The sequence below is a fragment of the Pseudomonas soli genome (assembly GCF_021283165.2).
GTDB classification, from domain to species: Bacteria; Pseudomonadota; Gammaproteobacteria; order Pseudomonadales; family Pseudomonadaceae; genus Aquipseudomonas; species Aquipseudomonas soli.
Map to the genome: position 1 here is coordinate 5,130,319 of NZ_CP128543.1, position 23,276 is coordinate 5,153,594.

The 23,276-nt window shown below is 67.6% G+C and carries 23 protein-coding genes and 1 pseudogene; 12 read left to right on the forward strand and 12 right to left on the reverse strand.

Features of this window, described 5'->3' with window-relative positions:
- Positions 1–26 precede the first annotated feature (26 nt).
- Together LU688_RS28050 and LU688_RS28055 are read left to right on the forward strand one after the other, a co-directional pair.
- Positions 27–959, forward strand: a pseudogene (locus LU688_RS28050) (HAMP domain-containing protein); the annotation flags it as partial.
- A 129-nt stretch (positions 960–1,088) separates the two neighbouring features.
- Positions 1,089–1,817, forward strand: a complete 729-nt coding sequence (locus LU688_RS28055) for a methyl-accepting chemotaxis protein (protein WP_376752419.1) — start codon at positions 1,089–1,091, stop codon at positions 1,815–1,817.
- A gap of 66 nt (positions 1,818–1,883) precedes the next feature.
- On the opposite strand, the gene LU688_RS23700 is transcribed toward LU688_RS28055, so the two are convergent.
- Entirely contained in the window at positions 1,884–2,660 is a 777-nt protein-coding gene (locus LU688_RS23700; RefSeq protein WP_038706826.1) for an AraC family transcriptional regulator, read from the reverse strand.
- Between the two features lie 59 nt (positions 2,661–2,719).
- Positions 2,720–3,997: an acetyl-CoA C-acetyltransferase gene (locus LU688_RS23705; protein WP_160290620.1), complete on the reverse strand. Its 1,278-nt coding sequence runs from the start codon at positions 3,995–3,997 to the stop codon at positions 2,720–2,722.
- A 115-nt stretch (positions 3,998–4,112) separates the two neighbouring features.
- On the opposite strand from LU688_RS23705, the gene LU688_RS23710 reads away from it, so the two are divergent.
- The 7 genes from LU688_RS23710 to LU688_RS23740 all read left to right on the forward strand — a co-directional run bounded on the left by LU688_RS23710 (position 4,113) and on the right by LU688_RS23740 (position 10,765).
- On the forward strand, positions 4,113–5,465 hold the full coding sequence (locus LU688_RS23710; protein WP_160290621.1) for a 3-oxoacyl-ACP reductase: 1,353 nt from the start codon (positions 4,113–4,115) through the stop codon (positions 5,463–5,465).
- Positions 5,466–5,467: 2 nt separating this feature from the next.
- Positions 5,468–6,319 (forward strand): MaoC family dehydratase, encoded by an 852-nt coding sequence (locus tag LU688_RS23715; RefSeq protein WP_160290622.1) that lies wholly within the window; start codon positions 5,468–5,470, stop codon positions 6,317–6,319.
- Positions 6,320–6,375: 56 nt separating this feature from the next.
- Positions 6,376–6,681, forward strand: a complete 306-nt coding sequence (locus LU688_RS23720) for a MazG-like family protein (RefSeq protein WP_031316949.1) — start codon at positions 6,376–6,378, stop codon at positions 6,679–6,681.
- Positions 6,678–7,427 (forward strand): methyltransferase domain-containing protein, encoded by a 750-nt coding sequence (locus tag LU688_RS23725; RefSeq protein ID WP_038706829.1) that lies wholly within the window; start codon positions 6,678–6,680, stop codon positions 7,425–7,427. Before LU688_RS23720 ends, LU688_RS23725 begins: the two co-directional genes overlap by 4 nt.
- Positions 7,428–7,447: 20 nt before the next feature.
- Complete coding sequence (locus LU688_RS23730; RefSeq protein ID WP_094012502.1) at positions 7,448–8,080, forward strand: DUF4136 domain-containing protein; 633 nt, start codon at positions 7,448–7,450, stop codon at positions 8,078–8,080.
- 19 nt (positions 8,081–8,099) lie between these two features.
- Positions 8,100–8,660, forward strand: coding sequence for a DUF4136 domain-containing protein (locus LU688_RS23735; protein WP_023630953.1), 561 nt, complete (start codon positions 8,100–8,102; stop codon positions 8,658–8,660).
- A gap of 149 nt (positions 8,661–8,809) precedes the next feature.
- Entirely contained in the window at positions 8,810–10,765 is a 1,956-nt protein-coding gene (locus LU688_RS23740) for a pilus assembly protein TadG-related protein (RefSeq protein WP_232888279.1), read from the forward strand.
- Here the strand turns inward: LU688_RS23740 and LU688_RS23745 are convergent.
- On the reverse strand, positions 10,750–13,386 hold the full coding sequence (locus LU688_RS23745; protein WP_232888280.1) for a PAS domain-containing sensor histidine kinase: 2,637 nt from the start codon (positions 13,384–13,386) through the stop codon (positions 10,750–10,752). The two genes, LU688_RS23740 and LU688_RS23745, sit on opposite strands and share 16 nt — an antisense overlap.
- On the reverse strand, positions 13,383–13,826 hold the full coding sequence (locus tag LU688_RS23750; protein ID WP_023632045.1) for a TadE family protein: 444 nt from the start codon (positions 13,824–13,826) through the stop codon (positions 13,383–13,385). Before LU688_RS23750 ends, LU688_RS23745 begins: the two co-directional genes overlap by 4 nt.
- A 75-nt stretch (positions 13,827–13,901) precedes the next feature.
- Here LU688_RS23750 and LU688_RS23755 point away from each other — a divergent pair, with 75 nt between their 5' ends.
- Both LU688_RS23755 and LU688_RS23760 read left to right on the forward strand, forming a co-directional pair.
- On the forward strand, positions 13,902–14,372 hold the full coding sequence (locus LU688_RS23755) for an A24 family peptidase (protein ID WP_038706832.1): 471 nt from the start codon (positions 13,902–13,904) through the stop codon (positions 14,370–14,372).
- 113 nt (positions 14,373–14,485) lie between these two features.
- Complete coding sequence (locus LU688_RS23760; protein ID WP_201754850.1) at positions 14,486–15,268, forward strand: response regulator; 783 nt, start codon at positions 14,486–14,488, stop codon at positions 15,266–15,268.
- 42 nt (positions 15,269–15,310) lie between these two features.
- Here the strand turns inward: LU688_RS23760 and LU688_RS23765 are convergent, their stop codons facing one another.
- From LU688_RS23765 to cpaB, 8 genes are read right to left on the reverse strand one after another with little or no spacing between them, the layout of a single operon-like run.
- On the reverse strand, positions 15,311–15,571 hold the full coding sequence (locus LU688_RS23765) for a DUF3613 domain-containing protein (protein WP_038706834.1): 261 nt from the start codon (positions 15,569–15,571) through the stop codon (positions 15,311–15,313).
- Between the two features lie 12 nt (positions 15,572–15,583).
- Positions 15,584–16,285, reverse strand: coding sequence for a tetratricopeptide repeat protein (locus LU688_RS23770; RefSeq protein WP_094012497.1), 702 nt, complete (start codon positions 16,283–16,285; stop codon positions 15,584–15,586).
- 38 nt (positions 16,286–16,323) lie between these two features.
- Positions 16,324–17,211, reverse strand: coding sequence for a type II secretion system F family protein (locus LU688_RS23775; RefSeq protein WP_104444882.1), 888 nt, complete (start codon positions 17,209–17,211; stop codon positions 16,324–16,326).
- Between the two features lie 2 nt (positions 17,212–17,213).
- Positions 17,214–18,095: a type II secretion system F family protein gene (locus tag LU688_RS23780; protein ID WP_160290623.1), complete on the reverse strand. Its 882-nt coding sequence runs from the start codon at positions 18,093–18,095 to the stop codon at positions 17,214–17,216.
- Positions 18,092–19,348, reverse strand: a complete 1,257-nt coding sequence (locus tag LU688_RS23785) for a TadA family conjugal transfer-associated ATPase (protein ID WP_038706838.1) — start codon at positions 19,346–19,348, stop codon at positions 18,092–18,094. Before LU688_RS23785 ends, LU688_RS23780 begins: the two co-directional genes overlap by 4 nt.
- Positions 19,345–20,535 (reverse strand): CpaE/TadZ family protein, encoded by a 1,191-nt coding sequence (locus tag LU688_RS23790; protein WP_038706839.1) that lies wholly within the window; start codon positions 20,533–20,535, stop codon positions 19,345–19,347. Before LU688_RS23790 ends, LU688_RS23785 begins: the two co-directional genes overlap by 4 nt.
- Complete coding sequence (locus LU688_RS23795) at positions 20,532–21,824, reverse strand: type II and III secretion system protein family protein (RefSeq protein ID WP_052062228.1); 1,293 nt, start codon at positions 21,822–21,824, stop codon at positions 20,532–20,534. The genes LU688_RS23790 and LU688_RS23795 overlap by 4 nt, the downstream gene beginning before the upstream one ends.
- A gap of 19 nt (positions 21,825–21,843) precedes the next feature.
- Positions 21,844–22,791: a Flp pilus assembly protein CpaB gene (gene cpaB, locus LU688_RS23800; protein WP_038706840.1), complete on the reverse strand. Its 948-nt coding sequence runs from the start codon at positions 22,789–22,791 to the stop codon at positions 21,844–21,846.
- A 289-nt stretch (positions 22,792–23,080) separates the two neighbouring features.
- Here cpaB and LU688_RS23805 point away from each other — a divergent pair, with 289 nt between their 5' ends.
- A complete protein-coding gene (locus LU688_RS23805) occupies positions 23,081–23,263 on the forward strand; it encodes a Flp family type IVb pilin (protein ID WP_023632521.1) in 183 nt (60 codons plus the stop codon).
- The last annotated feature ends 13 nt before the right edge of the window (positions 23,264–23,276 follow it).

The window sequence follows — 23,276 nt, forward strand, 5'->3', positions numbered from 1 at the left end:
GGGAGATTCGCCAGGTCGGCAATGCCATGGACATCTTCTTCCAGGGCATCACCCAGAACGTCGACTACCTCGCCGCACAGCCCCTGGTGGCGGCCAGCGCTGACAACGTCAAGAAGCACATCAGCGCCGATGCCGCCAGCATCGCTCCCGGCGAGCAGGACAAGGCGCTGTTCGACCTGTTCAGCCGCCTGGCCCAGAGCCACCCGGACTACGCCTATGTGTCCTATGGCCTGAAGGACGGTGGCTACGCGTTCTGGCCGGGCGATCCGAAAATGGCCAACTATGACCCGCGTACTCGCCCCTGGTACCAGGCGGCCATGGCCAACCCCGGCAAAACCCTGCGCACCGCCCCCTACTACTGGGCCGGCGACGACGCCGTGCTGGTCAGCACCGTGCGCGCCGTGGCCAACACGCTGGGCAACCCGGGCGGCGTGGTCAACATCGATGTGTCGCTCAAGGGCCTTACCGAAATCGTCAAGCAGATCAAGCTGGGCGAGAGCGGCTACCTGATCCTCATGGAAAACAACGGCAACGTGATGGTCGACCCGCGCGACGCCAGCCACAACTTCAAGCAGCTCGCCAGCCTGGGCGACGGCTACGCCGAGCTGGCCAAGGCCGGCAAGGGCCTGGCCGAAGTGCAGTTGAACGGCGAGCGCTACATGGCCAACGTCTACCCCGACGAGAAACTCGGCTGGACCTTCATCGGCCTGATCCAGCAAGACGAAGTGATGCAGACCACCACCCGCCTTACCTGGCTGATCGGCGTCGTCGCGTTGATCCTGGCCGCCGTGTTCGCCGTGGTAGGCGCGGCGTTCGCCAAGCTCATCGTGCGCCCGATCAACAGCGTCACCAGCGGCCTGGAGAACATCGCCCAGGGCGAAGGCGACCTGACCCGCAACCTGGAGATCCGCGGCCGCGACGAAACCGCCCAGCTGGCCAGCTGGTTCAACCAGTTCCTCGGCGCCATCCGCAGCCTGATCCAGCACATCGGCGGTGCGGCGAGCAAGATCCTCAGCACCTCCAACAGCTCGACCCGCGTCTCCGGCGACATGGCCGAAGCCGCCGGGCGCCAGCGCGAAGCGGTGGACATGGTCTCCACGGCCTTCCATGAGATGGTCGCCACCGCCAACGAAGTGGCCCGTTCCTGCAGCCAGGCCGCGCAATCGGCCGACAGCGGCCAGCAGCAGGCCCGTGAAGGGCAGCAGCAGATCGACGCGGCGGTGCAGAGCGTCGATCGCCTGAGCCAGGAAATCGAGCAGTCGGCGCAATCGATCCAGCAACTGGAGCGTGACAGCAATGCCATCCAGTCGATCCTCGGCACCATCCGCTCGATTGCCGAGCAGACCAACCTGCTGGCGCTCAACGCCGCCATCGAGGCCGCCCGCGCCGGTGAGCAGGGCCGCGGCTTTGCCGTGGTCGCCGACGAAGTTCGCGCCCTGGCCAAGCGCACCGCCGACTCCACCGCCGAGATCGACGGCCTGCTGGGCAACCTGGCCAGCCGCACGGCCCAGGTCGCCGAGCAGATGCACGCCAGCATCGAGGTCTCGCAGCAGTCGGTCAGCCGTATCGGCCTGGCCCGCGACAGCTTCGGCCAGATCCGCGAATCGGTGGACGTCATCCGCGACATGAACACCCAGATCGCCACCGCCGCCGAGGAGCAGCACCAGGTGGCCGAGGACATCAACCGCCACATCAGCCAGATCCATGGCGATGCCCAACTGGTGGCGGAACTGGCCCAGGCGGCGCGTCAGGACTCCGAGAGCCTGGCCGGGCTGTCCAACGAGCTGGATGCGCTGGTGCGCAGGTTCAAGACCTGAGTTGCCGGCGGTGGGCACGCGCGCTCTTGTAGATGCGCGGTTGCCCACCGACCGGCCTTTTACCTGCTACAGGCGAAGCTCCCCCGGCGTCGCCCCGAACAACTGCTTGAACGCGGCAATATAGGCCGAGGTCGAGTCATAACCGCAGCCCAGCGCCGCCTGGGTGACGCTCTCCCCCGCTTCCAGCAGCGCCAGCGACGTCAACAGGCGCATGCGCTGGCGCCAGTTGCGAAAGCTCAGCCCCGTCTCGCGCTGGAACAGGCGCATCAGGGTCTTTTCCGACACCCCCAGTTGCACGGCCCACTGCTGCAAGGTCTGCACCTGGTCGGGCGCGGCGATCAGCCCGTTGCACAACGCCAGCAACCCCGGATGGCGCGGCAACGGCAGCGAGAAGCCTACCTGCGGCAGGGTGCGCAGTTGGTCCAGCAACACCGCCACCAGCCGCGCCTCGGCGCTGTCGCCCTCCGGATAGGCCACGGCGAAGGTGCAGAACTGCTTGATCAGCTCGCGCGCCAGCGGCGTGACCTCCAGCACCCGGCATTCGCTGGGCGACCATGGGCAGGCATCGCTGCGCACATACAGGCTGCGCATCTCGGCCTGCATCGAGGTCACCACATCGTGCTCGGTGCCGGCCGGGATCCACACGCCCCATTGCGGCGGGGCGAAGTAGCTGCCGTCGCTGGTGTACACGCCAAGCACCCCGCTGATGGCGTAGGAGAACTGCACCCAGTCGTGGCGGTGGCGGGTGGTCCAGGATCCGGCACCGAGGCTCTCGGCGCGGGCATAGAGCGGCCTGGGCAAGTGGTCCAGCGTGGGGATGGGGCGCGGGCCGATAGTCGACATGATTGGGCCTGGTGTCTCGGGACGGACAAGGGTATCAGCCATCGCAGTCAACGCCGAACCTATCGCTCGATGATCGCCGTCACTCCCTGGCCGCCCGCCGCGCAGATGGAAATCAGGCCGCGCCCCTTGCCCCGCTCGCTGAGCAGCTTGGCCATGTTCGCCAGAATCCGCCCGCCCGTCGCGGCGAACGGGTGCCCTGCGGCCAGCGAGCTGCCCTTCACGTTCAGCCTGGTACGGTCAATCTCACCGAGCGGCGCATCGAGCCCCAGCCGTGTGCGGCAGTAGTCGGCATCTTCCCAGGCCTTGAGAGTGCACAGCACCTGGGCGGCAAAGGCTTCGTGGATTTCGTAGAAATCGAAGTCCTGCAAGGTCAGGCCGTTGCGTGCCAGCAGCCGTGGCACCGCGTACACCGGCGCCATCAGCAGGCCCTCCTGGCCATGGACGAAATCCACTGCCGCCGCCTCGCCGTCGACCCAGTAGGCCTGCACCTTGAGGCCATGCTCCTCGGCCCAGGCCTCGCTGCCGAGCAGCACCAGCGAGGCACCATCGGTCAGCGGCGTGGAGTTGCCCGGCGTGAGCGTGCCAAGGCCGCTGCGCTCGAACACCGGCTTGAGCTTGGCCAACTGTTCCAGGGTGAGGTCGGCGCGCAGGTTATTGTCGCGGGTCAGGCCCAGGTAGGGCGTGAGCAGGTCGTCGTGCCATCCCTCGCGATAGGACGCCGCCAGGTGCTGATGGCTGAGCAGCGCCAGCGCATCCTGGTCGCCGCGCTCGATCTGCCAGGTCTGCGCCATGCGCTCGCAATGCTCGCCCATCGACAGCCCCGTGCGCGGCTCGCCGTTGCGCGGCAGCTCGGGCTTGAGCAGGCCCGGACGCAACTTGAGGAAAGGCTTGAGGCGCTCGCCAAGACTCTTGCCACGGTTGGCCTGCAGCAGGATCTGACGCAACCCTTCGCTCACCGCGATGGGGGCATCCGAGGTGGTGTCGACGCCGCCGGCGATGCCGCTGTCGATCTGTCCCAGGGCGATCTTGTTGGCCACCAGCAACGCCGCCTCCAGCCCAGTGCCGCAGGCCTGCTGGATATCGTAGGCCGGCGTCTGCGGCGACAGGCGCGAGCCGAGCACGCACTCGCGGGTCAGGTTCATGTCACGCGAGTGCTTTAGCACCGCCCCCGCCGCGACCTCGCCCAGGCGCAGCCCATGCAGGCGGTAGCGCTCCACCAGGCCTTCGAGGGCGGCGGTGAGCATCGCCTGGTTGCTGGCCTTGGCGTAGGCGCCATTGGAGCGGGCGAAGGGAATCCGGTTGCCCCCCAGGATCGCGACCCGGCGAATTGACTGCATGCCTGTTCCTCCTGAAACAATTTGAGCCTTAAGACTAGGTTCTTTTCGGCTATTCGAACGATCCTTCCACGAAGTTGGTCCACACTTGCATGCTTGCCTTCAGGGAGAACCGTACATGAGCGACCGCTATCTGGGCTTTGCCAACTCCACCCTTGGCCGCAAACTGGTCGATGCCCTCGGCCTGCCGCGCCCGGTGCCGCTGGAGCGCTGGCAGGCCGGGCGCCTGCGCCCCATCGAGGGCGCGCTGGTACTCGGTGGCGGCCCGCTGGCCAGCCAGGTCGCGGCAATCGCCCCACGCCTGACCGCCGATTGCTACGGCTTCGACGCCGAAGCGCTCGACGCCCCCGTCTGGGTCGCCGGCCTGGGGCCGAAAATCAAGGCCGTGGTGTTCGATGCCAGTCACTTGTCCGACAGCGATGCGCTCAAGCAGTTGCGCGAATTCTTCCAGCCCTTGCTGCGCAGCCTGGCCCCCAGCGCCCATGTGGTGATCCTGGGGCGCGCCCCGGAAAGCCTGGACGATGCGCAAGCCAGTGTCGCCCAACACGCCCTGGAGGGTTTCAGCCGTTCGCTGGCCAAGGAGTTGCGCAACGGCGCAACGGCCAATCTCTTGTATGTCGGTGATGGCGCCGAAGACCAGCTCGAAGGCGCGCTGCGCTTCTTTCTCTCGCCCAAGAGTGCGTTCGTTTCCGGGCAGGTCCTGCGCCTGTCGGCGTGCGCCGCCCAGGTCGAAGACTGGACTCGCCCGCTGGCCGGCCGTCACGCCCTGGTCACCGGTGCCGCGCGGGGTATCGGCGCGGCCATCGCCGAAACACTGGCCCGCGATGGCGCCGAGGTGACCTTGCTCGACGTGCCCCAGGCGCAGCGCGACCTCGACGCCCTCGCCGCGCGCCTGGGCGGCCGTGCCCTGGCCCTGGACATCTGCGCCGCCGATGCCGCCGCGCAGTTGCTCGAAGCCTTGCCGCAAGGCCTGGACATCGTGGTGCACAACGCCGGCATCACCCGCGACAAGACCCTTGCCAACATGACCCCGGAATACTGGGACGCGGTGCTGGCCGTCAACTTAAAGGCCCCGCAGGTGCTGACCCAGGCGCTGTTCGAGGGTGGCAAGCTGCAGCGCGACGCCCGTATCACCCTGCTCGCCTCGGTCAGCGGCATCGCCGGCAACCGCGGCCAGTCCAACTACGCGGCCAGCAAGGCCGGGCTGATCGGTTTCGCCCAGGCCTGGGCGCCGCGCCTGGCCGCACAGGGTGCCAGCATCAACGCGGTGGCGCCGGGCTTTATCGAGACGCACATGACCGCGGCCATGCCCATGGGCCTGCGCGAAGCCGGCCGGCGCCTGAGCTCGCTCGGCCAGGGCGGCTTGCCGCAGGATGTCGCCGAGGCCATCGCCTGGCTCAGCCAGCCAGGTTCCGGCGCGGTCAACGGCCAGGCTCTGCGGGTCTGCGGCCAGGCCTTGATGGGAGCCTGACCATGACCCGACCTTGGCACGACCTGCACAGCCCCGACTCACGCCTGAACCTCTACCTGCGCGCCCTCGGCAGACGCAAGATCCGTGGCAGCCAGTTGCCGGAGCCGGGCCTGCGCTGCTACCTGCGGGTCGATGCCGCCAACCTGGTGGCCTATCGCCGGCTCTGCCACTTCGCCGATGACGGCCGCCTGCCGGGCACCTACCCGCACATCATGGCCTTCAACCTGCAATTGCAGTTGCTCACCGGCGACGACTTCCCCTTCCCCCTGCTCGGGCTGGTGCACCTGCACAACAGCCTGCGGGTGCTGCGCCCACTGGGCGGCATCGATGGCTTGCGCTTCGCGGTGTACGCCGACAACCTGCAGCCCCACGAAAAGGGCGGCACCTTCGACCTGGTGACCGAGGCCGAGGACGGGCTCGGGCTGCTCTGGCGCGAGACCAGCCGCATGCTGGTGCGCGGCCTCAAGCTCGAGCAACAGGCCGCCAGCGTCACCGCGCAGACACCCGCCGCATTGCCCGAGGCCACCCGCTGGTACGCCGACAGCGACATCGGCAGGCGCTATGCCAGGGTCTGCGGCGACTACAACCCGATCCACCTGAGCCGCCTCAGCGCACGGCTGTTCGGTTTCCCCAGAGCGATCGCCCACGGCATGTGGAGCAAGGCCATGGCACTGGCGGCGCTGCAGGGGCACCTGCCCAAAGCCGGTTATGAATTCGCGGTGGATTTCCACAAGCCGGTGCGACTGCCTTCGGAAGTCGTGCTGAGCGCCAGCGAGGCGGGGCCGACCGGCCAACTGCGCCTGGATGGCCACGGTGGGCTGGTGCACATGCTCGGCCGCTGGCGCGCGCTCTGATCGGGCTTGCTTTGCAAGGAACCTCGCCGGAAGCTATGCGCCACGAGGAGATCCCGATGAACCTGCAAGAACTGACCGAACGCCTGCACCGCATCCGCGACACCAACGACTGGCGGGGTTTCCACAGCCCGAAGAACCTGGCCATGGCCGCCAGCGTCGAAATGGCCGAGCTGGTGGAGATCTTCCAGTGGCTGAGCGAAGACCAGTCGCGCCAGCTGTCCGCCGACCAGCTTGCCCACGCCGGCCAGGAAGTGGGCGATATCGTCCTCTACCTGCTGCTGTTGTGCAGCGAGCTTGGCCTGGACATGAACGAGGTGGTGCGGGCCAAGCTCGCCGACAGCGAGAGGCGCTTCGCCAAATGAACGACCGTCATTTCGATGAGCTGGCCAGCCGCTTCGCCGAGAAGATCTATGGCGGCGCCAAGGGGGCGATCCGCCTGGCGGTGCTGCAGGCCGACCTGGCCGAAGCCTTGCCCGACCGCCCCTTGCGGGTACTCGACATCGGTGCCGGCCTGGGCCACATGGCCCTGTGGCTGGCCCAGCGTGGCCACCAACTGACCCTCGCCGAGCCCGCCGCGCCGATGCTCGACGGTGCCCGTGCGCGCTTCGCCGAGGCCGGCCAGCAGGCGACGTTCATCCAGGCGCCCTGGCAGGACCTGCTTGGCCAGCTCACCGAGCCCTACGACCTGGTGCTGTGCCACGCGGTGCTCGAATGGCTGGCCGAACCCGAAAGCATCCTGCCGGTGCTTCATCAGCTGACCGCGCCGGGCGGCTGGCTGTCGCTGGCCTTCTACAACCGCGACGCGCTGGTCTACCGCAACCTGCTCAAGGGGCATTTCCGCAAGCTGCGGCATAACCGCCTGGCCGGCGAGAAGCAGAGCCTGACGCCACAGAAACCACTTGATCCACGCGAGCTCAAGGCGCAACTTGAGCCCATGTGGCAGGTCGAAAGCGAAAGCGGCGTGCGGGTGTTCCACGACTACATGCCCAAGGAGTTCCAGGCCAAGGCCGAGCTGCTCGACCTGCTGGAGATGGAGCTGGCGCACCGTCGCCACCCCAGCTTCGCCGGCCTGGGTCGTTACCTGCACTGGATCTGCCGGCCCCACTGACCCGCCCGCCAGGAGGATACATGCCGTACCGTCTGCTCTGCCTGGCCCTGCTCCCCCTCGCCCTGGCCGCCTGCCAGAGCAGCAACCCCTATGTCGCCAGCGGCAAGCCGCTGCCACCGGCACCGCCGCAAGCCGCCGGTACCTTCGACGCCAGCGCCTACCCCACGCCACCGCGCGACTATGGCCGGTACCGCAGCTGGAGCTGGCGCAACAGCCAGCCCCCCGGCGGCCTGGCGAACGCTACGCCGGGCCAGTTGGCCGACGCGGTAAGCAGCGCCCTCGACCAGCACGGCCTGCGCCCGGCCCACAATGCTCCTGCCGACCTGCTGGTCAGCGCCGACGTGCGCCTGGAGCGGCGCCTGCGCCAGGTACGCGACTACGACTACGATCCCTATTACGGCCCCTACCCCTATGGCAGCGTCGGCTACGGCGGCTACCGCAATGGTTATGGCGCCTATGGCAGCGTGCCGATCGTGCGCACCTACCAGGTCGAAGTGATGGTGGTGCGCATCGACCTGTTCGATGCCCGCAACGGCCAGCCGGTGTGGAGCGCCAGCGCCGAAAGCGGCAGCGACAAGGACTCGCCGCGTGAACGCGAAAGCGCCCTGCGCGAGTCGGTGAGCAAGGCGATGAGCGGCTATCCTCCCAGCTGACCCTTTACGGAGAACCATCATGTTGCGCCGTCTCGTCCTTCTGTCCTTCGCCCTGCTGCTGGCGGCCTGTTCGAGCAACAACGTGCAGCAGGACTTCGATGCCAGCCGCGACTTCGCCGCCTACCGCAGTTGGGCCTGGCAGGAGCCGGCCCTGCAATACCGTCCGGACGATCCGCGGATCAAGAGCGACCTGACCGAGCAGCGCATCCGTCAGGCGGTCGCCGGGCAACTCGACCAGCGTGGCCTGCGCCCGGTCCAGGGCAGTGCCCGGGCCGATGTGAAGGTGCGCGCCTACCTGATCGTCGAGGACCGCCAGCAGCAGATCACCACCAACTATGGCGGCGCCTGGGGTGGTTATTGGGGCGGCTACTGGGGCGGGCCGATGTACAACGAGACCCGCAGCGTCGACTACAAGGTGGCGACCATCCAGGTCGACCTGTTCGACGGGCGTGACGGCAAGCTGGTGTGGCGTGGCAGCGCCGAACAGATCATGAACAACTACCCACCCAGCCCGCAGGAGCGCAACGCGGCGATCCAGAAGACCGTGACCCAGGTGCTGAGCAACTATCCGCCACATTGAGCCCCTGATCGCGGGGCAAACCCGCTGCCCCGCCCCCGCGATGCGCCGCTGGGGCAGGGCACTTCGATCAAGGCAACTTGCCATCACCTTGACTACACTCCTTGCACCGCCGCCACGCTGCCGGGCCCCAGGCCGGCAAAGGAGTGCCCGTGGTTCCCCGTTCCGTTGTGCGCCAACGCGGCGCGATCGGCCTGATGGCCGCGCTGACCATGGGCCTGGCCCTGGTGTTCATGCTCCTGACCGTCGACAGCGGCCGCCTCTACCTCGAACAACGCAAGCTGCAACGCATCGCCGACATGGCTGCGCTGGAAGCCGCCGAGCATGACGGCGCCTGCACCGGCAGCGGCCCGCAGGCATCCACCCTGGCCCGAACAGCCGCCACCCGCAACGGCCATTCGCCGCTCAACCCGTTGATCGCCAGCTGTGGCTACCTGCGCACCGGCAATGACAACCTGCGCACCTTCACTGCCGATAATCAGCGCAACGAGGCGATCAAGGTCGAGGTCAGCAATGTGGTGGTCACCAGCTTTGCCGGTGGCATCTACGCGCTGGTGCAGGGCGGTGCCATCGCCCGCACCACCACCCTGCGCGCCAGCGCGGTGGCCGCCAACCCTGGGCCGCCCCAGGCAATGCTGAGCATTCGCAGCACACTGCTGCAGGTCAGTTCGATGCAGTCGGCCATTCTCAACGCCCTGTTGAAGGCCATCGGCGCCAGCACCCAACTCACCGTGCTGGGCTGGCAAGGCATCGCCGATACCCAGCTCAACCTGCTCGATTACCTCGACGCACTGTCCACCGACCTGCACCTGAACCTGGGCGACTACCAGCAACTGCTGAACCTCCAGACCACCGCCGACAAGCTGCTGGACGTCGCCGTCAAGGTACTGCAGCAAAGCGGCGCCGCCGTGGAGGTGACCGGCAATCTGCTCAAACTCGCCGCGGACCTCAAAGGGCCGATCACCGTTGGACAATTACTCAACCTGCAGACCGGCACCGTCCAGGCCGGCCTGGACGCGAACGTGCAACTGCTGCAACTGGTCCAGGCCATGATTCAACTGGCGGCTAATCGGCAAGCGGTGAACGCCGAGATCCCCATCACCGTGCTGGGTCTGATCAACGGCCGCGTGTATCTGAAGGTGATCCAGCCCCCGCAGAACTCCGCCGTGGGCGACCCGCGCAGCGATGAGTTGCGCGTCCATACCGCGCAGATCCGCGCGCTGGTATCACTGGACCTGCCCCTGCTGACCGGCATCGCCGGGTTGCTCAATGCCGTGCTGGACCTGGCGGCGCCCTTGACCAACGTGCTCAACAACCTGCTCAGCCTGAACCTGCTGGGCACCGTGCAGTCGCTGACCTGCGCCCTGGGCATCCCGTGCAAGGTCAGCGACATCAAGCTGCTGGACAGCCAGGTGCACATCGACATCGGCATCGAAGTGGCCGAAGGCACCAGCCGCCTGCGCCCGGCACCACCCGACAACTACAGCTGCGCGCCCAAGAGCCTGACCACTCTCACCCAGCGCTCGGCGGCGAGGATCGCGATCGGCAAGTTCGACTCACCGGCCGAGTTCCTCAGCAATGGGCCTGACCTAGTGAAAGTGCAGGCCCTGCCGGTAATCGATATCGGCACCAATGTCTGCAGCCGCCTGCTGATCCTGCCGCCTTCCTGCGGTACACGCGTGCCCTATGCCGGCGGCGGTATCGGCCTGCGGGTGGACACCAAGCTGCTCGGCAGCAGCCCGACGGAAAAACCATTGGTCTTCGCCGGCGACCATGCCCCACGCACTATCGGCCAGGATCCGATGTTCCAGCCCATGGATAGCGACCAGGGCCAGGTGGTGGGCAGTCTGTCCGGCACGCTTGCGGGAGTACATCTGGAAGCCTACAGACCCACTGCCAACAGTGGCCTCGGCCAGGTGCTGGTGCTCACCGCCGGCCTGCTGGATGGGGTGAAGAACATCCTCGAGCCGATCATCAGGAACCTGCTCAGCCCGCTGCTCGATCCACTGGTCAACGGCTTGCTCAAGGTGCTGGGCATCGATCTGGCCAGCGCCGAGGTCGGCGCCAACCTCAGTTGCTCCAGCGGCCACGCTCAACTGGTGCAGTGAACCGGCAGCTCGATGCAGAAGCACGCGCCCCCAGGCGTATTGCTCACCGTCAGTTCGCCGCCCATCTGGCTGACGATGCCATGGCTGACCGATAGCCCCAGGCCGGTGCCGACACCAGCCGGCTTGGTGGTGAAAAAGGGTTCGAAGATCCGCTCGTGAAGCCGCGCATCGATGCCGCCGGCATTATCCTCCACCAGCAGCCACAGCCGCTCGCCATGCAGTACCTGGCGCACGCGGATCCATGGCTGCGCCACCTGCTGCTCCAGCAAGGCATCGCGGGCGTTGACCATCAGGTTGATCAGCACCTGCTCCAGCTGGTCCTGATGCCCGAGCACCTGTGGCATCGCCTCGGGCGATTCCAGCTGCAGCGCCACGCCCTTGCCGCGCAGGCCCTCCTCCAGCAATGCATGGGCGCCCTGCACCGCGCACCAGGCGGCGAAGCGCTCGCGCTCGACCGTCGAACGCCGGCCATACACGCGCATGTGCTCGACCAGCCGGGCCGCGCGCTCTACCTGCGCCTCGATACGACGCAACTTGTCCTCCAGGTAGGCCGGATCGGCGGCGCCGTTCTCCAGGCGTTTGAGCGCATTGACCACCGCCATGCGCATCACGTTGAGCGGCTGGTTGATCTCGTGCAGCAGGCCGGTGGCCAACTCGCCGAGGGTAGCCATCTTGGCCCCCTGCAACAGCTGCTGCTGGCTGCGCCGCACCTCGGTGTTGTCACGGCCCACGGCCTGGACCTCGAGCAGGCGGCCTTCGCCGTCGAACATGCCGCGGTCGGCCCAGACCCACCAGGCATGCTCACGGCCAGGCAACTGCAGGCAGATCTCCGCGCTGCTCACCGGTTGCTCGGGCGTCAGTGCCCGCAGGCGCTGGATGAATCCCTCGCGCTGGTCGGCGGACAACCATTGCCCCAGGTCCGCGCCCTGCAACTGCTCGGGCGTGCAACCCAGGTAATCGGCCAGCGGGCGATTGCCGAACAGCACGCTGAGGTCCGGGCGATAGCGGCAGATCATCGCCGGCGAGTCCTCCACCAGCACCCGGTAGCGTTCCTCGCTCTGGCGCATGCGCTCGGCGGCCTCGGTGGCTTCGCTGACGTCCAGCCACAGGCCGACCACCTCCAGCGGCTGACCCAAGTCGTCACGCAGCAGGCGGGCCTCGTCGAGCATCCAGTGGTAACCACCGAGGTGGTCGCGCAGGCGATAGCGGCAACGCACCAGGCCATCGCGCAGCAGGCTGCGGGTGCGCTCCAGCCACAGTGGACGGTCGTCGGGATGTACCGCAAGGCCCGGCTGGCGGGCGAGTTCGCCGTCGGCCTCCCAACCCAGCAACGGCGCCAGGCTGGCACTGTAGAAATCGCTGTGCAGCGCGCCCTCGGCATAGCGTTGCACATAGATCACCGCGGGTGAGCGGGCAATCAGGTTCTCCAGCCGCGCCCGGGCCGCGCCAGCCTGTTGCTCCTGGGCCTTGAGGGCACTGATATCGAGCAGGAAACCGCGCAACTGGCCGCCCCGGCCCTGGCCGGCCCAATGGAACCAGCGCGGCGCCGCGAGCGGGTCACGGTCCAGCAGACGCACGCCCAGGCTCAACGCCTGCCCGTCACGGGCCTGGTCCAGGGCCAGCTGCGCGGGCTCGCGGTCGGCCGGGTGCAGGCGGGCAAGCCACTGGGCCTGGCCGACCCGGCTGTCGAAACCAAGGGCTGCGGCCAGGGCCGGGTCCAACTGCAGGTCGCCGTGCGCCGGCCACTCCCACCACCCCGCGCCCAACTGCTGCTGCAGGTCGTCGAGGTGATGGGCCTGGTGCTGCAGTTGCTGGCGGCGATGCCGTACCAGCAGCGGCTCGGTCAGGCTGCGCACCAGGGCCAGGGCCATGTCGACCGCAGGCACCTGGCGCGCCCCGGCGCACAACATCCAGGCCTCGGCCTCCAGCCCTTGCCGATAGGGCACCAGGAACAGCGAGGCGCCTCCGCACAGGGCGAGCAGATCAGGGTCGTCGCGCACCTCGATCAGGGTCTGGGCCGGCCACTGGTCCAGCCTGTCCCGCAACCGACGATCATCGGGCCAGGGCCAGGCATCATCGCTGCTGGCAAAGTGGCGCCAGCCGCCCGGCTCGCGCAGAACCAGGCGCAGCGCGGCGGCCTGCCAGTGTTCAGTCAGGCTACGCAACTGCTCGCGCACCGTCTGCGCCAGGCGCTCGGCGCCGCATTCGCGCAGGGCATGGCCGATCTCTCCGAGCAGCGGTCGCTGGCGATCCCAGCGCTGTTCGCGGAGCAGGTCGCCGATGTCGAACAGTTGCAGCATCCAGCCCTGCTCGTGGCGTTGCAGCCAGCCACGGGTGTGCAGGGCGTGGCCCATGACCGTATGGAAATCCAGGTCCAGTGGCTGCCCCTGCCAGTCCGCGGGATGGCCTTCGAGCACCAGCCAGCTGTGTCGCTCAAGGTAGTCGTGCACCCGTGCGCCAGCCTGGCCGGGCAATGCCAGCAAGCTGCGCAGCGGGCCGGCCAGGCGCAGCACCCGCGCCTGGTCGTCGAGCCACAGTTGCAGGCCGACGGCGGGTGTCGCCTCGGGCGCCTGGGCAGGAGCCGGCGCGGCGAACCAGCGGTCGAACAGACCGCCACTCACAGTTGCAGGCTCGCCTGGGCCTGCAGCCGCGCGGGCAGCTTGGGCACATCACCGATCACCGGCAGCAGCAGGGTCGGCAAGACCCGATTGAGGCGTTCGCGGGGATAGTCGATCACCACCGTCAGCACCTTGTCCGTGCCCACGGTGACCCGGGTATCGGTGTTCACATTGAAGCCCAGCGCATTGGGCATCCACGCCAGTTGCTGGCCGATCACCTGGCGGGCCAGCCCCTGCACATCCAGCTCGTAGGTCTGGCTGCTCGGGTCCACGGCCACGCAACGGCGCACCGCTTCGCTGCTGGCCTGGTTGAACGACTGCAGCATGAGCATTGGCAAGGCGTAGCTGACCAGGCCGTAGAACACCGCGAAAAACACCATGAATACCGCGACAAACTCGATGGCAGCCGCGCCTTTTTGTTGTCCCGCCGGGCCTGCTTTCATGTTCGCGTCTACCCTGACTGTGAGACCTGTCTGAAAGCATAGAACCGTTCAACGAATAGGGATGGCAATTTGCCAATGCAAAGCATTGTTCTCCTGCTGTGGCTTGCCTTGTGCACCGAACAAGATGTCCGTGAACGACAAATCTCCAACGCCCTGACCCTGGGCGTCGCGGCGTGCGCCCTGGCCTGGCTGTTCGCCACCGGACGCAGCTGGATCGGCGCCGACGCCAGCGAGGCCGGCTGGGGCCTGGCCATCGTCATGCTGCTGACCCTGCCCGGCTACATGCTCGGCCGATTCGGCGCCGGCGACGTGAAACTGATGGGCGCCCTGGCGCTGGCCACCAGCCCGCAGTACGTGCTCGGTACCTTCATCGGCGCCGGGGTCACCGTCCTGGCCTGGATGTTCGGCCGCCGGCGCCTGTGGACCCTGCTCAACCCCAAGGTGAAGAAGCGCCTGCAGGCGCTGGCCGAACAGGTCGGCGACAAGCAGCCCTTTGCCCCCTACGTGCTTGCTGGCTTCCTGCTGACAGCGGTATGGATCCAATAAACGACCGAAGGGTCGGATTCTGGAGTAGGAACGATGTACATAACGGCAAAGTGCGACTACTTTTCTAACTGCCAGAGCGTCTGGCCCGGGAGCAGGGCCGATACAACAGGGAGTTGATCGTGAACAAACCCGTCAGTGAGGTGAAAGTGCTGGTGGTCGACGACCAGCCAGTGATCGTCGAAGAGTTGTGCGAATTCCTCGAAAGCGAGGGCTACCGTTGTGTCCCCGCCCACTCCACCGGCCAGGGCATCGACTGCTTCAAGGCGGACGAAACCATCGGCCTGATCCTGTGTGACCTGCACATGCCCGAACGCGATGGCATCGAACTGGTGCGCACGTTGAAGCAGATCGCCGGGCCGCAGCGCATGTTCGAGGCGATCATGCTGACCGGCCGCGCCGACAAGCAGGACGTTATCCGCGCCCTGCGCGAGGGCTTTGCGGACTACTACCAGAAACCCATGAACCTGGAAGAGTTGCTCGAAGGCGTGCGCCGGCAGGAAGCCGCGCTGCTGGAGCGGCGGCGCAACTTCCGCGAACTGGGCAGCCTCAACCAACGCCTGCAGGAGCTGGCCGAGTCCATCGACGACCTCTACCAGGACCTGGAGAAAGCCCGGGGCCAAGGCGCCCATCGGCGCGCCGGCGATAGCGAGGAAGGCGAGCCGGAGCTGCCGGCGGCGTTCGAGAAGCTGTCACCGCGGCAACTGGAAGTCGCCCGGCTGGTGAGCAAGGGCAAGACCAACTACCAGATCGCCTGCGAACTGGGCATCACCGAAAACACGGTGAAGCTGTACGTTTCCCAGGTGCTGCGCCTGACCCACATGCACAACCGCACGCAACTGGCGCTGGCGCTGACCCCACGCTCTTCGCCAGTGCATCAGCGCTTTACCACCCATTGAATGCCTTGATTCTGATCGCGGGGCCAGGCCGCGATCAGGCACTCAATTGTTCGACGAACTGATCTTGGTCCAGCGGTAGAAATCCGGGATCGGATACTTGTAGCTGTCCAGCCAGCGCTGCATGGCCTGGTCGCGCTCCTTGTCGGTCTGCACCTGGCGCACGCTGGAGGCCTGGCGGTTGCTCGCCTGCACCTGCAACAGGGCTTCGGTGGCGGTCTGCGGGCGCGGCTGGCGCGGCGGGTCCTCGGCCAGCGCCGACAGTGGCGCGGCCAGGCAGGCGAGGACGATCCAGGGCTTGAACATGTTCACCTCCGCTCAGTTGATGGCCGCGGCCGGGGATTCGGTGGCGGCCAGCGGGCCACGCCCGTTGGCAAGAATGCGCTGCGCCCGGGCCTGGGCCTCGGCGAACTGCTCGGGCTTCAGGTGCAGGCGATTGACCAGGTCCTCCGCCTGGCGCCAGTTGTCCTGCACCAGCGACAGGGTCACCAGGTTGACGGCCGGCAGCGGGTTATCGTCCTTGAGCTCGATGGCGGTCAGAAACTCGAAACGCGCCTGTTCGTGATTGCCCAGATTCATCTGCACCACGCCCAGGTCGTTGCGCACCTTCTCGTCGGTGGGCGCCAGCCGCGCCGCCCGTTGCAGGTTGCGCAGGGCCTGGGTGTCGTCGCCACGGGCCGAGGCCAGTTGCCCCAGGCCGTGCTCGCCTTCGGCGGCCAGGCAGCCGCCGAGCAGGCTGCGGTAAAGCGGTTCGGCCTCGGGGCGCCCGAGCAGGCGCAGCACCTTGGCCTTGCGCAGACGCACCTGCTCGAGCTGCTCGGGCAACTGCTCCAGGTGGGCCAGCCCGGCGTGCGGGCGGCCTTCGCTGATCATCTGGTCGGCCATGTCCAGGCTCAACTGCTGGTCGGCATCGGGCTTGCCACAGGTGCCGCCGCCCAGCAGGCGTGCCAGGCCTTCGGGGGGCTGCCCGGCGCAGCCGCCGAGCAGCAGCAGGCTGATGAACGTCAGGATGGCTTTCATTGCGCGTCTCCCCTATCAATGCCCGAATGTTCCGGCGCTCATGAGCCCAAGGCCCGCGCCAGGGCGGAAAACCCCGGCCCGGCCAGGACAATGAGCAGGGCCGGGAACAGAAACACCATCATCACCGCCGACATCTTCGCCGACATCTTCGACACTCGCTCCTGCAGGCCGGTCAAGCGGCGGTCGTCGAGCAGTTCCTTGAGTGCCAGAAGCGACTTCATCGAGCCACTGCCCTGCACCAGCAGTTGCTGGAGGATGACGCAGGTGTCGATGAACTCGTCCACCGCCAGCAGGCGCGCGGTCTTTTCCAGCTCCGGGCCCAGGGCCAGGCCGGAATCGACCCGCTGCAACACCAGGCGCAACTCGTCGCTGATGTTTGGCACCAGGCTGCGGCCTTCCAGGGCCAGCACGCGCAGGGCCTGCTCCACCGCCAGCCCGGTTTCGAAGAGGATGCGCAGCAACGGGATGAGCAGGCTCACCTCCTCAGCGATCCGCCGCTGGCGCCGGGCCGCCGCCACGACCAGCAGGCGCTTGGGCAACAGGTAGCCCGCGCCCAGCGCACAAAGCAACAGCACTCCCCAGTGCCCACGGTTTTCCCCGGGCAGGCCATGGGCCAACAGCAGCGCCATGCCCACTGCCAGCACCGGCAAGCCCAATTGCACGGCGGCGAACAGTGCGCGTTGCCGGCTGCGTCGCCAGCCCAGGCGGTCGAGCAGCGCCTGGGTCTCGCCGTCCAGCCGTTGCAGGCGCCGCCCCCACGGGCTGCTGCCCAGCCACTGCAACCAGTCGCCGAGGCGCTCGTCGCGGTCCAGCCGCCCCTGCAGGCGCCGCGCCACGCGCTGGCGAGCGCGCCACTGGCCGATGGCCTGCGTGGCCAGCAGGGCGAACGCGGCGAACAGGCACAGGGCGCTGAGCATCAGGGCCATGGTCACAGGCTCCTCATCATGCGCCACAGCACCAGGCAGCCGACCGCCTGCATGACAAAGGCGAACAGCAGCATCATCTGGCCGCTGGCATCACGCCACATGGCCAGCAGGTAGGTGGGGTTGGCGAACAGGAAGTAGCCGACCATCACCAGCGGCAGCGCTCCGAGGATCCACGCGGTGATGCGGGTCTCGCCGGTCATGGCGCGCAGTTGCCGGTCGCCCTGCTCGTGTTCGCGGATCAGCTTGATCAGGTTCTCCATCAGTTCGCTGGCGTTGCCGCCGTGGCGCTGGTTGATGCGCAATCCCAGGGCGAACATGCGCAGCTCGGCCTGGCCGTAGAGTTCGGCGAATTCGCTGACGGCATCCTCCAGCGGCACACCGAGCTGCACGTTGCGCCGCACCCGCAACATTGCCGAGCGCAACGGCTCGCGGGTGCTGTCGACGCCGCCGAGCACCGCCTCGTTGAGGGTGCGTCCGGCCTTGAGGCTGCGCACGCTGTAGTCGAGCAGGCCGGGCAATTGCTGGACGATCTGCTGCAGGCGACGCCGACAGCGCCAACTCAGATACAGGTGGCCGAGCAAAGGGAGGCCCGCCAGCACCATCAGCGCCGCCACCCAGCCGGCCAGCAGGCCGGCGAGCAGGGCCAGCGCCAGCCAGCCCAGCAGCCAGGGGCGCGGGGAAAAATCGGCATGGGCAAGGCCGGCACGCTGCAGCAACGGGTCGAGCCAGTCACGCCGGGCCTTACCGCTGCGCACGACACGGTAGGCCCGGCCCAGGCGTTCGAGGATGCGTTCCTCGCCGCGCTTGTACAGGCCGAGACGCCAGAGCAGCAAGGCCATGCCCAGGCACAGGGGCGACAGCGCCAGCAGCAGCGGGCCCATCACAGCACCCCTTCGTGGCGCAGCTTGCCGCCGGCGGGGTTCGGCGCCTCGCGCAGAAAGCCCTCGCCACTGCGCCGGTCCAGGCGGAACAAGGTGTTGGTGACATACACGTCGTCACGCACCCCGACCACCTCGAGCACCTCGCTGACGCAGCGCCGACCATCGGCCAGGCGGGTCAGCTGGATCACCACGTCCAGCGCGGCGCAGATCATCTGCCGCAGGGTCTTCTCGGCAATCTGCCGCCCCGTCAGGCCGACCAGGGTCTCCAGGCGCAGCAGGGCGTCCTGGGCGGTGTTGGCGTGCACCGTGCTCATCGAACCGTCGTGGCCGGTGTTCATCGCGGTCATCACGTCGAGCACTTCGGCGCCGCGGATCTCGCCGAGGATGATGCGGTCGGGGCGCATGCGCAGGGCATTGCGGATCAGCTCGCTGGCCTTGATCTCGCCGTGGCCCTCGGCATTCGGCGGGCGAGTTTCCAGGCGCACCACGTGCGGGTGGTGCAGCTGCAGTTCGGCCACGTCCTCGATGGTCACCAGGCGCTCCTGGGGCGCGATCATCTGGCTGAGGATGTTGAGCAGGGTGGTCTTGCCGGTGCCGGTGCCGCCACTGACCAGGATGTTGCAGCGCCGGCCCACGGCGCGTTCGAGAAAATCGTAGATGGGCTGGTCGATGGCCCGGGTGGCCAGCAGGTCGGCGCTCTTGAGCATGTCCTGGCGGAACTTGCGGATCGACAGGCACGGCCCGTCCAGGGCCACCGGCGGGATGATCGCGTTGACCCGGCTGCCATCGGGCATGCGCGCATCGACCATCGGCGACGACTCGTCCAGGCGCCGACCAAGGGGCGCGAGGATGCGCTGCATGACCCGCTCGACATGGTGCGCGTCGATGAAGCGCAGGTCGGTCTGCTGCAGCAGGCCGGAGCGTTCGACGAACACCCGGTACGGGCCGTTGACCAGGATCTCGGTGACGCTCGGGTCGCGCAGCAGCACCTCCAACGGTCCATAACCGGTGAGCTCGTCGACGATCTCCTCGGCCAGGCGCTCCATCTCGTAGCGCGACAGGGCCAGGCGCAGGCGCGCGACATAGTCGCCCACCTGCTCGAGGACGAACTGCGCCAGCACCGGCCGCGCGCCCTCCAGCAGGTTGCGGCCGCTGTCCTCGATGGCATCGATCACGTGCCGGTGCAAGGCGCGCTTGAGCGCCTGCGGGTCACTGGCCGCGTGACGGGGCCCGCCAAAGGGTTCTTCGCTGATCATCGGTTGCCCCACAGCCGGCGCAGCCAGGTCTGGCCCGGCGGCGAAAGGTTCTCCGAGCGCCGCGCCAGGCGCTCACCGAGACCGCGCAGAGCCTGGGTAAGGCTTTCACGCGGGGCCAGTTCGAACAGGCTCAGGCCCTGGTTCTTGGCGTTCAGGCGCACTTCCGGGCTGTAGGGCATGACCTTGAGCAGGGGCAGCCCGTAGCGCTTGGCCAGGGCCTCGGCATCCGGCGCAACCTGGCGCAGGTAGCGGTCCACCAGCAGGCTGGCGTGCTCGAGCTTGATGCCACGGTCGCGCCACTGCTCGAGCACGTCGAGGTTGCGCCGGCAGTCGAGGATGTTCTGGTCGGTGTAGACGATCAACTTGTCGCAGTGGCTGACCAGGGTCCGCAGCGCCTCGCTGTCGGCCTGCCCGGTGAGGTTCACGACGATGTGCTGGAAGTGCTGGCGCAGGGCGCCGAGGAGCATGTGCAGCTCGGCGGCGCTGGACTGTTGCAGGGCCTCGTCGCTGTCGGCATAGGCGAGGATGCGCAGGCCGCCCTTGTCGCGGGTGAAGGCGCTGTCGATCAGGGTGGCGTCGAGCCGGCGCAGGTGGCGCAGGGCATCGCCGAAATGGAACGACGCCTCCAGGCCAAGCAAAGCCAGGCTGTCGCCACGGGGCAGGCCGAGGTCGAGCAGCAGGGTCTGCTGCCCGCTCTCCTGTACCACCCGCGCCAGGTGGGTGGTGAGCAGCGCGCCGTCGGCGCCGCGCTGGGCGCCATAGAGCACGGTGAGCCCGCCCAGGCTGGGGTTGCTGGTGGCCGTCGGCAAGCGTTTGCCCAGGCGCCGCACCAGCCCCGCCACCTCGCTGGCGCGCGAGCCGTAGGCGACGAAGTCACGGGCGCCGGCGCGCATGGCGTGCAGCACCAGCTGGTTATCCATACCGTCGCCGAGGGCGACGATGGCCAGCATCGGCTTGGCTTCCAGCAGGCCCTCGATCAACGCGCACTGGCCAATCAGCTGTTCGCGGTCCAGGCCGATGAACACCAGGTTGCTGAAGGTCATGTCGACCAGCGCCAGCAACTCATCGAGGTTCGCACTGCTGGCGCCGATCACCTGCCCAAGCGGCGCCAACGCGCCCTGCAGCCAGTGCAGGTCTTCGTCGTTGCGGGTCAGGGCCAGGTAGGTCTGGTTCAGGCTTTCGCTCATTGGGACAACCCGCCACGGCCTTCGAAGTTGCCGTTTTCCATGAAGAACAGGCGGCCCCAGCTGGGGTCGTAGGTGCGCAGCGCCTCGCCCGGCAGCTCCGGCAGGCGCGCATTGACGGCCAACGGCTGGACCAGGTGCGGGGTGACGATCATCAGCAGCTCGGTCTCTTCGCGGTTGAGTGCCGACTGGCGGAAGAACGCGCCGATGATCGGCAGGTTGCCCAGGCCCGGCATCTTGTCCACGGCCGAACGCACGTTGCTGCTGATCAGCCCGCTGATGATGAAGCTCTCGCCATCGGCCAGCGAAATGCTGGTGTCGGTGCGGCGCACGCTCAGGCCCGGCACCTGGGTACCGGCAATGACCACCGCGTTGTTGTAGTCGAGCTCGCTGACCTCGGGCGCCACCTTGAGGGTGATGCGGTTGCGGCTGACCACGGTCGGGGTCAGCGCCAGCCGCACGCCGAACTCCTTGTACTCGATCGACACGTTGTCGCTGCCGCTGCTGGGCACCGGTATGGGGATCTCGCCACCGGCCAGGAAGCTCGCGGTCAGGCCGCTGAGCACGGTCAGGCTGGGGCGGGCCAGGGTGTAGGCGAAGCCGCTGTTCTCCAAAGCGTTGATCATCGCCAGGAAGCGGCTGCTGCCGCCGCCCCAGACGATGTTGAAGACGTCGTTGTCGAGCGGGATGCCGGGCCGCACATCGGCGTAGGTCACCGGGTTGGTGCCGGTGGCGACGCCCGGCACGTAGCCGGGGCGCACCACGGTGTTGGGCACGGTATTGGGCGAGCCGATCAGGCTGTTGTTCGAGCCCTTGAAGAACAACCGCGCGCCGGCCTCCTTGTATTTCAGGCGGCGCACTTCAACGAAGCGAATATCGGCCTGCACCTGCACGGGCAGGTCCTCCTGGGCCGTGGGCAGTTGCGCGGCCTCTGCCATGTCGGCGCTGGCCCGGCCCTTGACGAACAGCATGGCCCGATGCGGCTGGGCAGCGCAGTCGGTCCACAGCATGAGGCTGGTGGTGCCCTGCCCCACTGCCGTGAGCAGCACGGCCCGCGCGCCGCTGGGCTGGACATCGGCCACCTTGGGCTCGCCCACCGCCGCCCGGGTGATGGCCACCGGCAAGCGCAGCTCTTGCTGCAGGCCCTGGTCCATCTCGATGACCGAGGGCAGTTGGCCGAAGGCCGCGCAACCCTTTGCGGCCGCCTGCGCCGTCGGTGCGAGCAGGGCCAGGGCCAGCAGCGCCGGGGCCAGCCAGTTACCTCGTGGAGTAACACGCAAAGAACTACGCATGGATCGCATCCTTGCCGGTTCAGGGAGTCTTGTTGTTGTCGCCGTTCTGCGCGCCGCGGATGATCTGCATGGTCGGCGCGCCAGCTGCCGCGGCCGCCGCCTGGCTGGCCAGGGGCACCTGGGACAGCTGGCTGAAGCGATAGAGGTTGCGGTTGGCCGTTTCCACCTGCGCACTGGCGTCCTGGCCGGACCAGTACCCCGCCAGCAGCGGTTCGTCGGCACTGCGCACTGCCAGGCGCAGGGTGCCGGCCTGGGCCGCCAGCATCAGCCGGCTGGCCAGGGCCTCGGGCACCGCCAGCCCCACGGTGCGCGCCGGATTGCCACCGATGGTCTGCTGGTCTCGCCGGGCCTTGAGCTCTTCGGCGGTCTGGGCCGGGCGCCCATCGTTGGCCAGGCCCGTCTGCTGGTCGACACTCAGCACACGCAAGGCCGGCAGCACTACCTGGGCAGAAGATTGCGGGTTGTTGTTTTCTTCACGCAGGAACAGCAGCACGTCGACATAATCGCCTGGGCGCAGTTGCCCGGCGGCACCGATCACATCGTCGATGGCCACCGCGACCGCCCGTTCGTGGGGGCGAATCATCCGCGCCAATGGACCGCCGGCCTGAAAACTTGACTCGTCCAGCCAACTGCCCGCAGCAAGGGGGCGGGTACTGCTGCGCCCAAGCACCTGGTCAAGTTGCTGGAACGCGCCGGCAGGCACCACCTGCAGGCGCTCGAGCAGCACATCCTCCTCGCTCAAGGGGGTGTTGGCCGCGACCGCCCTGCGCAGGATAACGATGGGCGAACGCGCCGGTTCCGGGGGCGCGGCGGGCACGGCAGCGACCGGAATGGCAGCCTCGGAAGGCGGGGTCAAGGGCGTCGGCGCCGGCTCTGGCGGACGGCTCAAGCGCAGGCCCCAATACCCCGCGAGCAAGGCCGCGAGCAGGAACAGGCCGGCGAGGATCATGGTCAGGCGACTGCTCATCTGCGCTCTCCCTTACGCCCGGGACCAATGATGGCAAAAAGTAACTATTTCGCTATTGGACGGTAGCTGAGGCGCAATCTTTCGCCATTACCTGTGCTGGTTTTTTCGAGCCACGAAATTGACGCACCGACAAAACAAAAACTTAGCGCCGCCAATTCCAACCAATACTTTTGGATTAATGCTTTTTTACATTTGCAGGCCGCCACGGCTTGGCGATGCTCTGATGGCAAAGGGGTATCACTTATCAAGCCCCTCCGACCGGCGCCCATCGAGCGCAAGGAGACGTGCCATGCTGCTGCAACAGATCCTCCTCCACGTGAAGACCTTCCTCCTGCGCAAGGATGGCGCCTCCGGTATCGAATACGCGGTGATCGCGGCCATGGTCGCGGTGGTGCTGGCTGGCTTCGTCACCCCCATTTCGGGCGAAGTGTCGGAGATCATGACCAAGATCCAGACCGCGATCACCCAGTGACCGCACCGCGCCA

Excerpts from the sequence above, each read along its gene's own strand:
- LU688_RS28055 (WP_376752419.1), top strand. The coding sequence starts at position 1,089 with ATGGTCTCCACGGCCTTCCATGAGATGGTCGCCACCGCCAACGAAGTG.
- LU688_RS23700 (WP_038706826.1), bottom strand. The coding sequence starts at position 2,660 with ATGTCGACTATCGGCCCGCGCCCCATCCCCACGCTGGACCACTTGCCC.
- LU688_RS23705 (WP_160290620.1), bottom strand. The coding sequence starts at position 3,997 with ATGCAGTCAATTCGCCGGGTCGCGATCCTGGGGGGCAACCGGATTCCC.
- LU688_RS23710 (WP_160290621.1), top strand. The coding sequence starts at position 4,113 with ATGAGCGACCGCTATCTGGGCTTTGCCAACTCCACCCTTGGCCGCAAA.
- LU688_RS23715 (WP_160290622.1), top strand. The coding sequence starts at position 5,468 with ATGACCCGACCTTGGCACGACCTGCACAGCCCCGACTCACGCCTGAAC.
- LU688_RS23720 (WP_031316949.1), top strand. The coding sequence starts at position 6,376 with ATGAACCTGCAAGAACTGACCGAACGCCTGCACCGCATCCGCGACACC.
- LU688_RS23725 (WP_038706829.1), top strand. The coding sequence starts at position 6,678 with ATGAACGACCGTCATTTCGATGAGCTGGCCAGCCGCTTCGCCGAGAAG.
- LU688_RS23730 (WP_094012502.1), top strand. The coding sequence starts at position 7,448 with ATGCCGTACCGTCTGCTCTGCCTGGCCCTGCTCCCCCTCGCCCTGGCC.
- LU688_RS23735 (WP_023630953.1), top strand. The coding sequence starts at position 8,100 with ATGTTGCGCCGTCTCGTCCTTCTGTCCTTCGCCCTGCTGCTGGCGGCC.
- LU688_RS23750 (WP_023632045.1), bottom strand. The coding sequence starts at position 13,826 with ATGAAAGCAGGCCCGGCGGGACAACAAAAAGGCGCGGCTGCCATCGAG.
- LU688_RS23755 (WP_038706832.1), top strand. The coding sequence starts at position 13,902 with ATGCAAAGCATTGTTCTCCTGCTGTGGCTTGCCTTGTGCACCGAACAA.
- LU688_RS23765 (WP_038706834.1), bottom strand. The coding sequence starts at position 15,571 with ATGTTCAAGCCCTGGATCGTCCTCGCCTGCCTGGCCGCGCCACTGTCG.
- LU688_RS23770 (WP_094012497.1), bottom strand. The coding sequence starts at position 16,285 with ATGAAAGCCATCCTGACGTTCATCAGCCTGCTGCTGCTCGGCGGCTGC.
- LU688_RS23775 (WP_104444882.1), bottom strand. The coding sequence starts at position 17,211 with ATGGCCCTGATGCTCAGCGCCCTGTGCCTGTTCGCCGCGTTCGCCCTG.
- LU688_RS23785 (WP_038706838.1), bottom strand. The coding sequence starts at position 19,348 with ATGATCAGCGAAGAACCCTTTGGCGGGCCCCGTCACGCGGCCAGTGAC.
- LU688_RS23790 (WP_038706839.1), bottom strand. The coding sequence starts at position 20,535 with ATGAGCGAAAGCCTGAACCAGACCTACCTGGCCCTGACCCGCAACGAC.
- LU688_RS23795 (WP_052062228.1), bottom strand. The coding sequence starts at position 21,824 with ATGCGTAGTTCTTTGCGTGTTACTCCACGAGGTAACTGGCTGGCCCCG.
- cpaB (WP_038706840.1), bottom strand. The coding sequence starts at position 22,791 with ATGAGCAGTCGCCTGACCATGATCCTCGCCGGCCTGTTCCTGCTCGCG.
- LU688_RS23805 (WP_023632521.1), top strand. The coding sequence starts at position 23,081 with ATGCTGCTGCAACAGATCCTCCTCCACGTGAAGACCTTCCTCCTGCGC.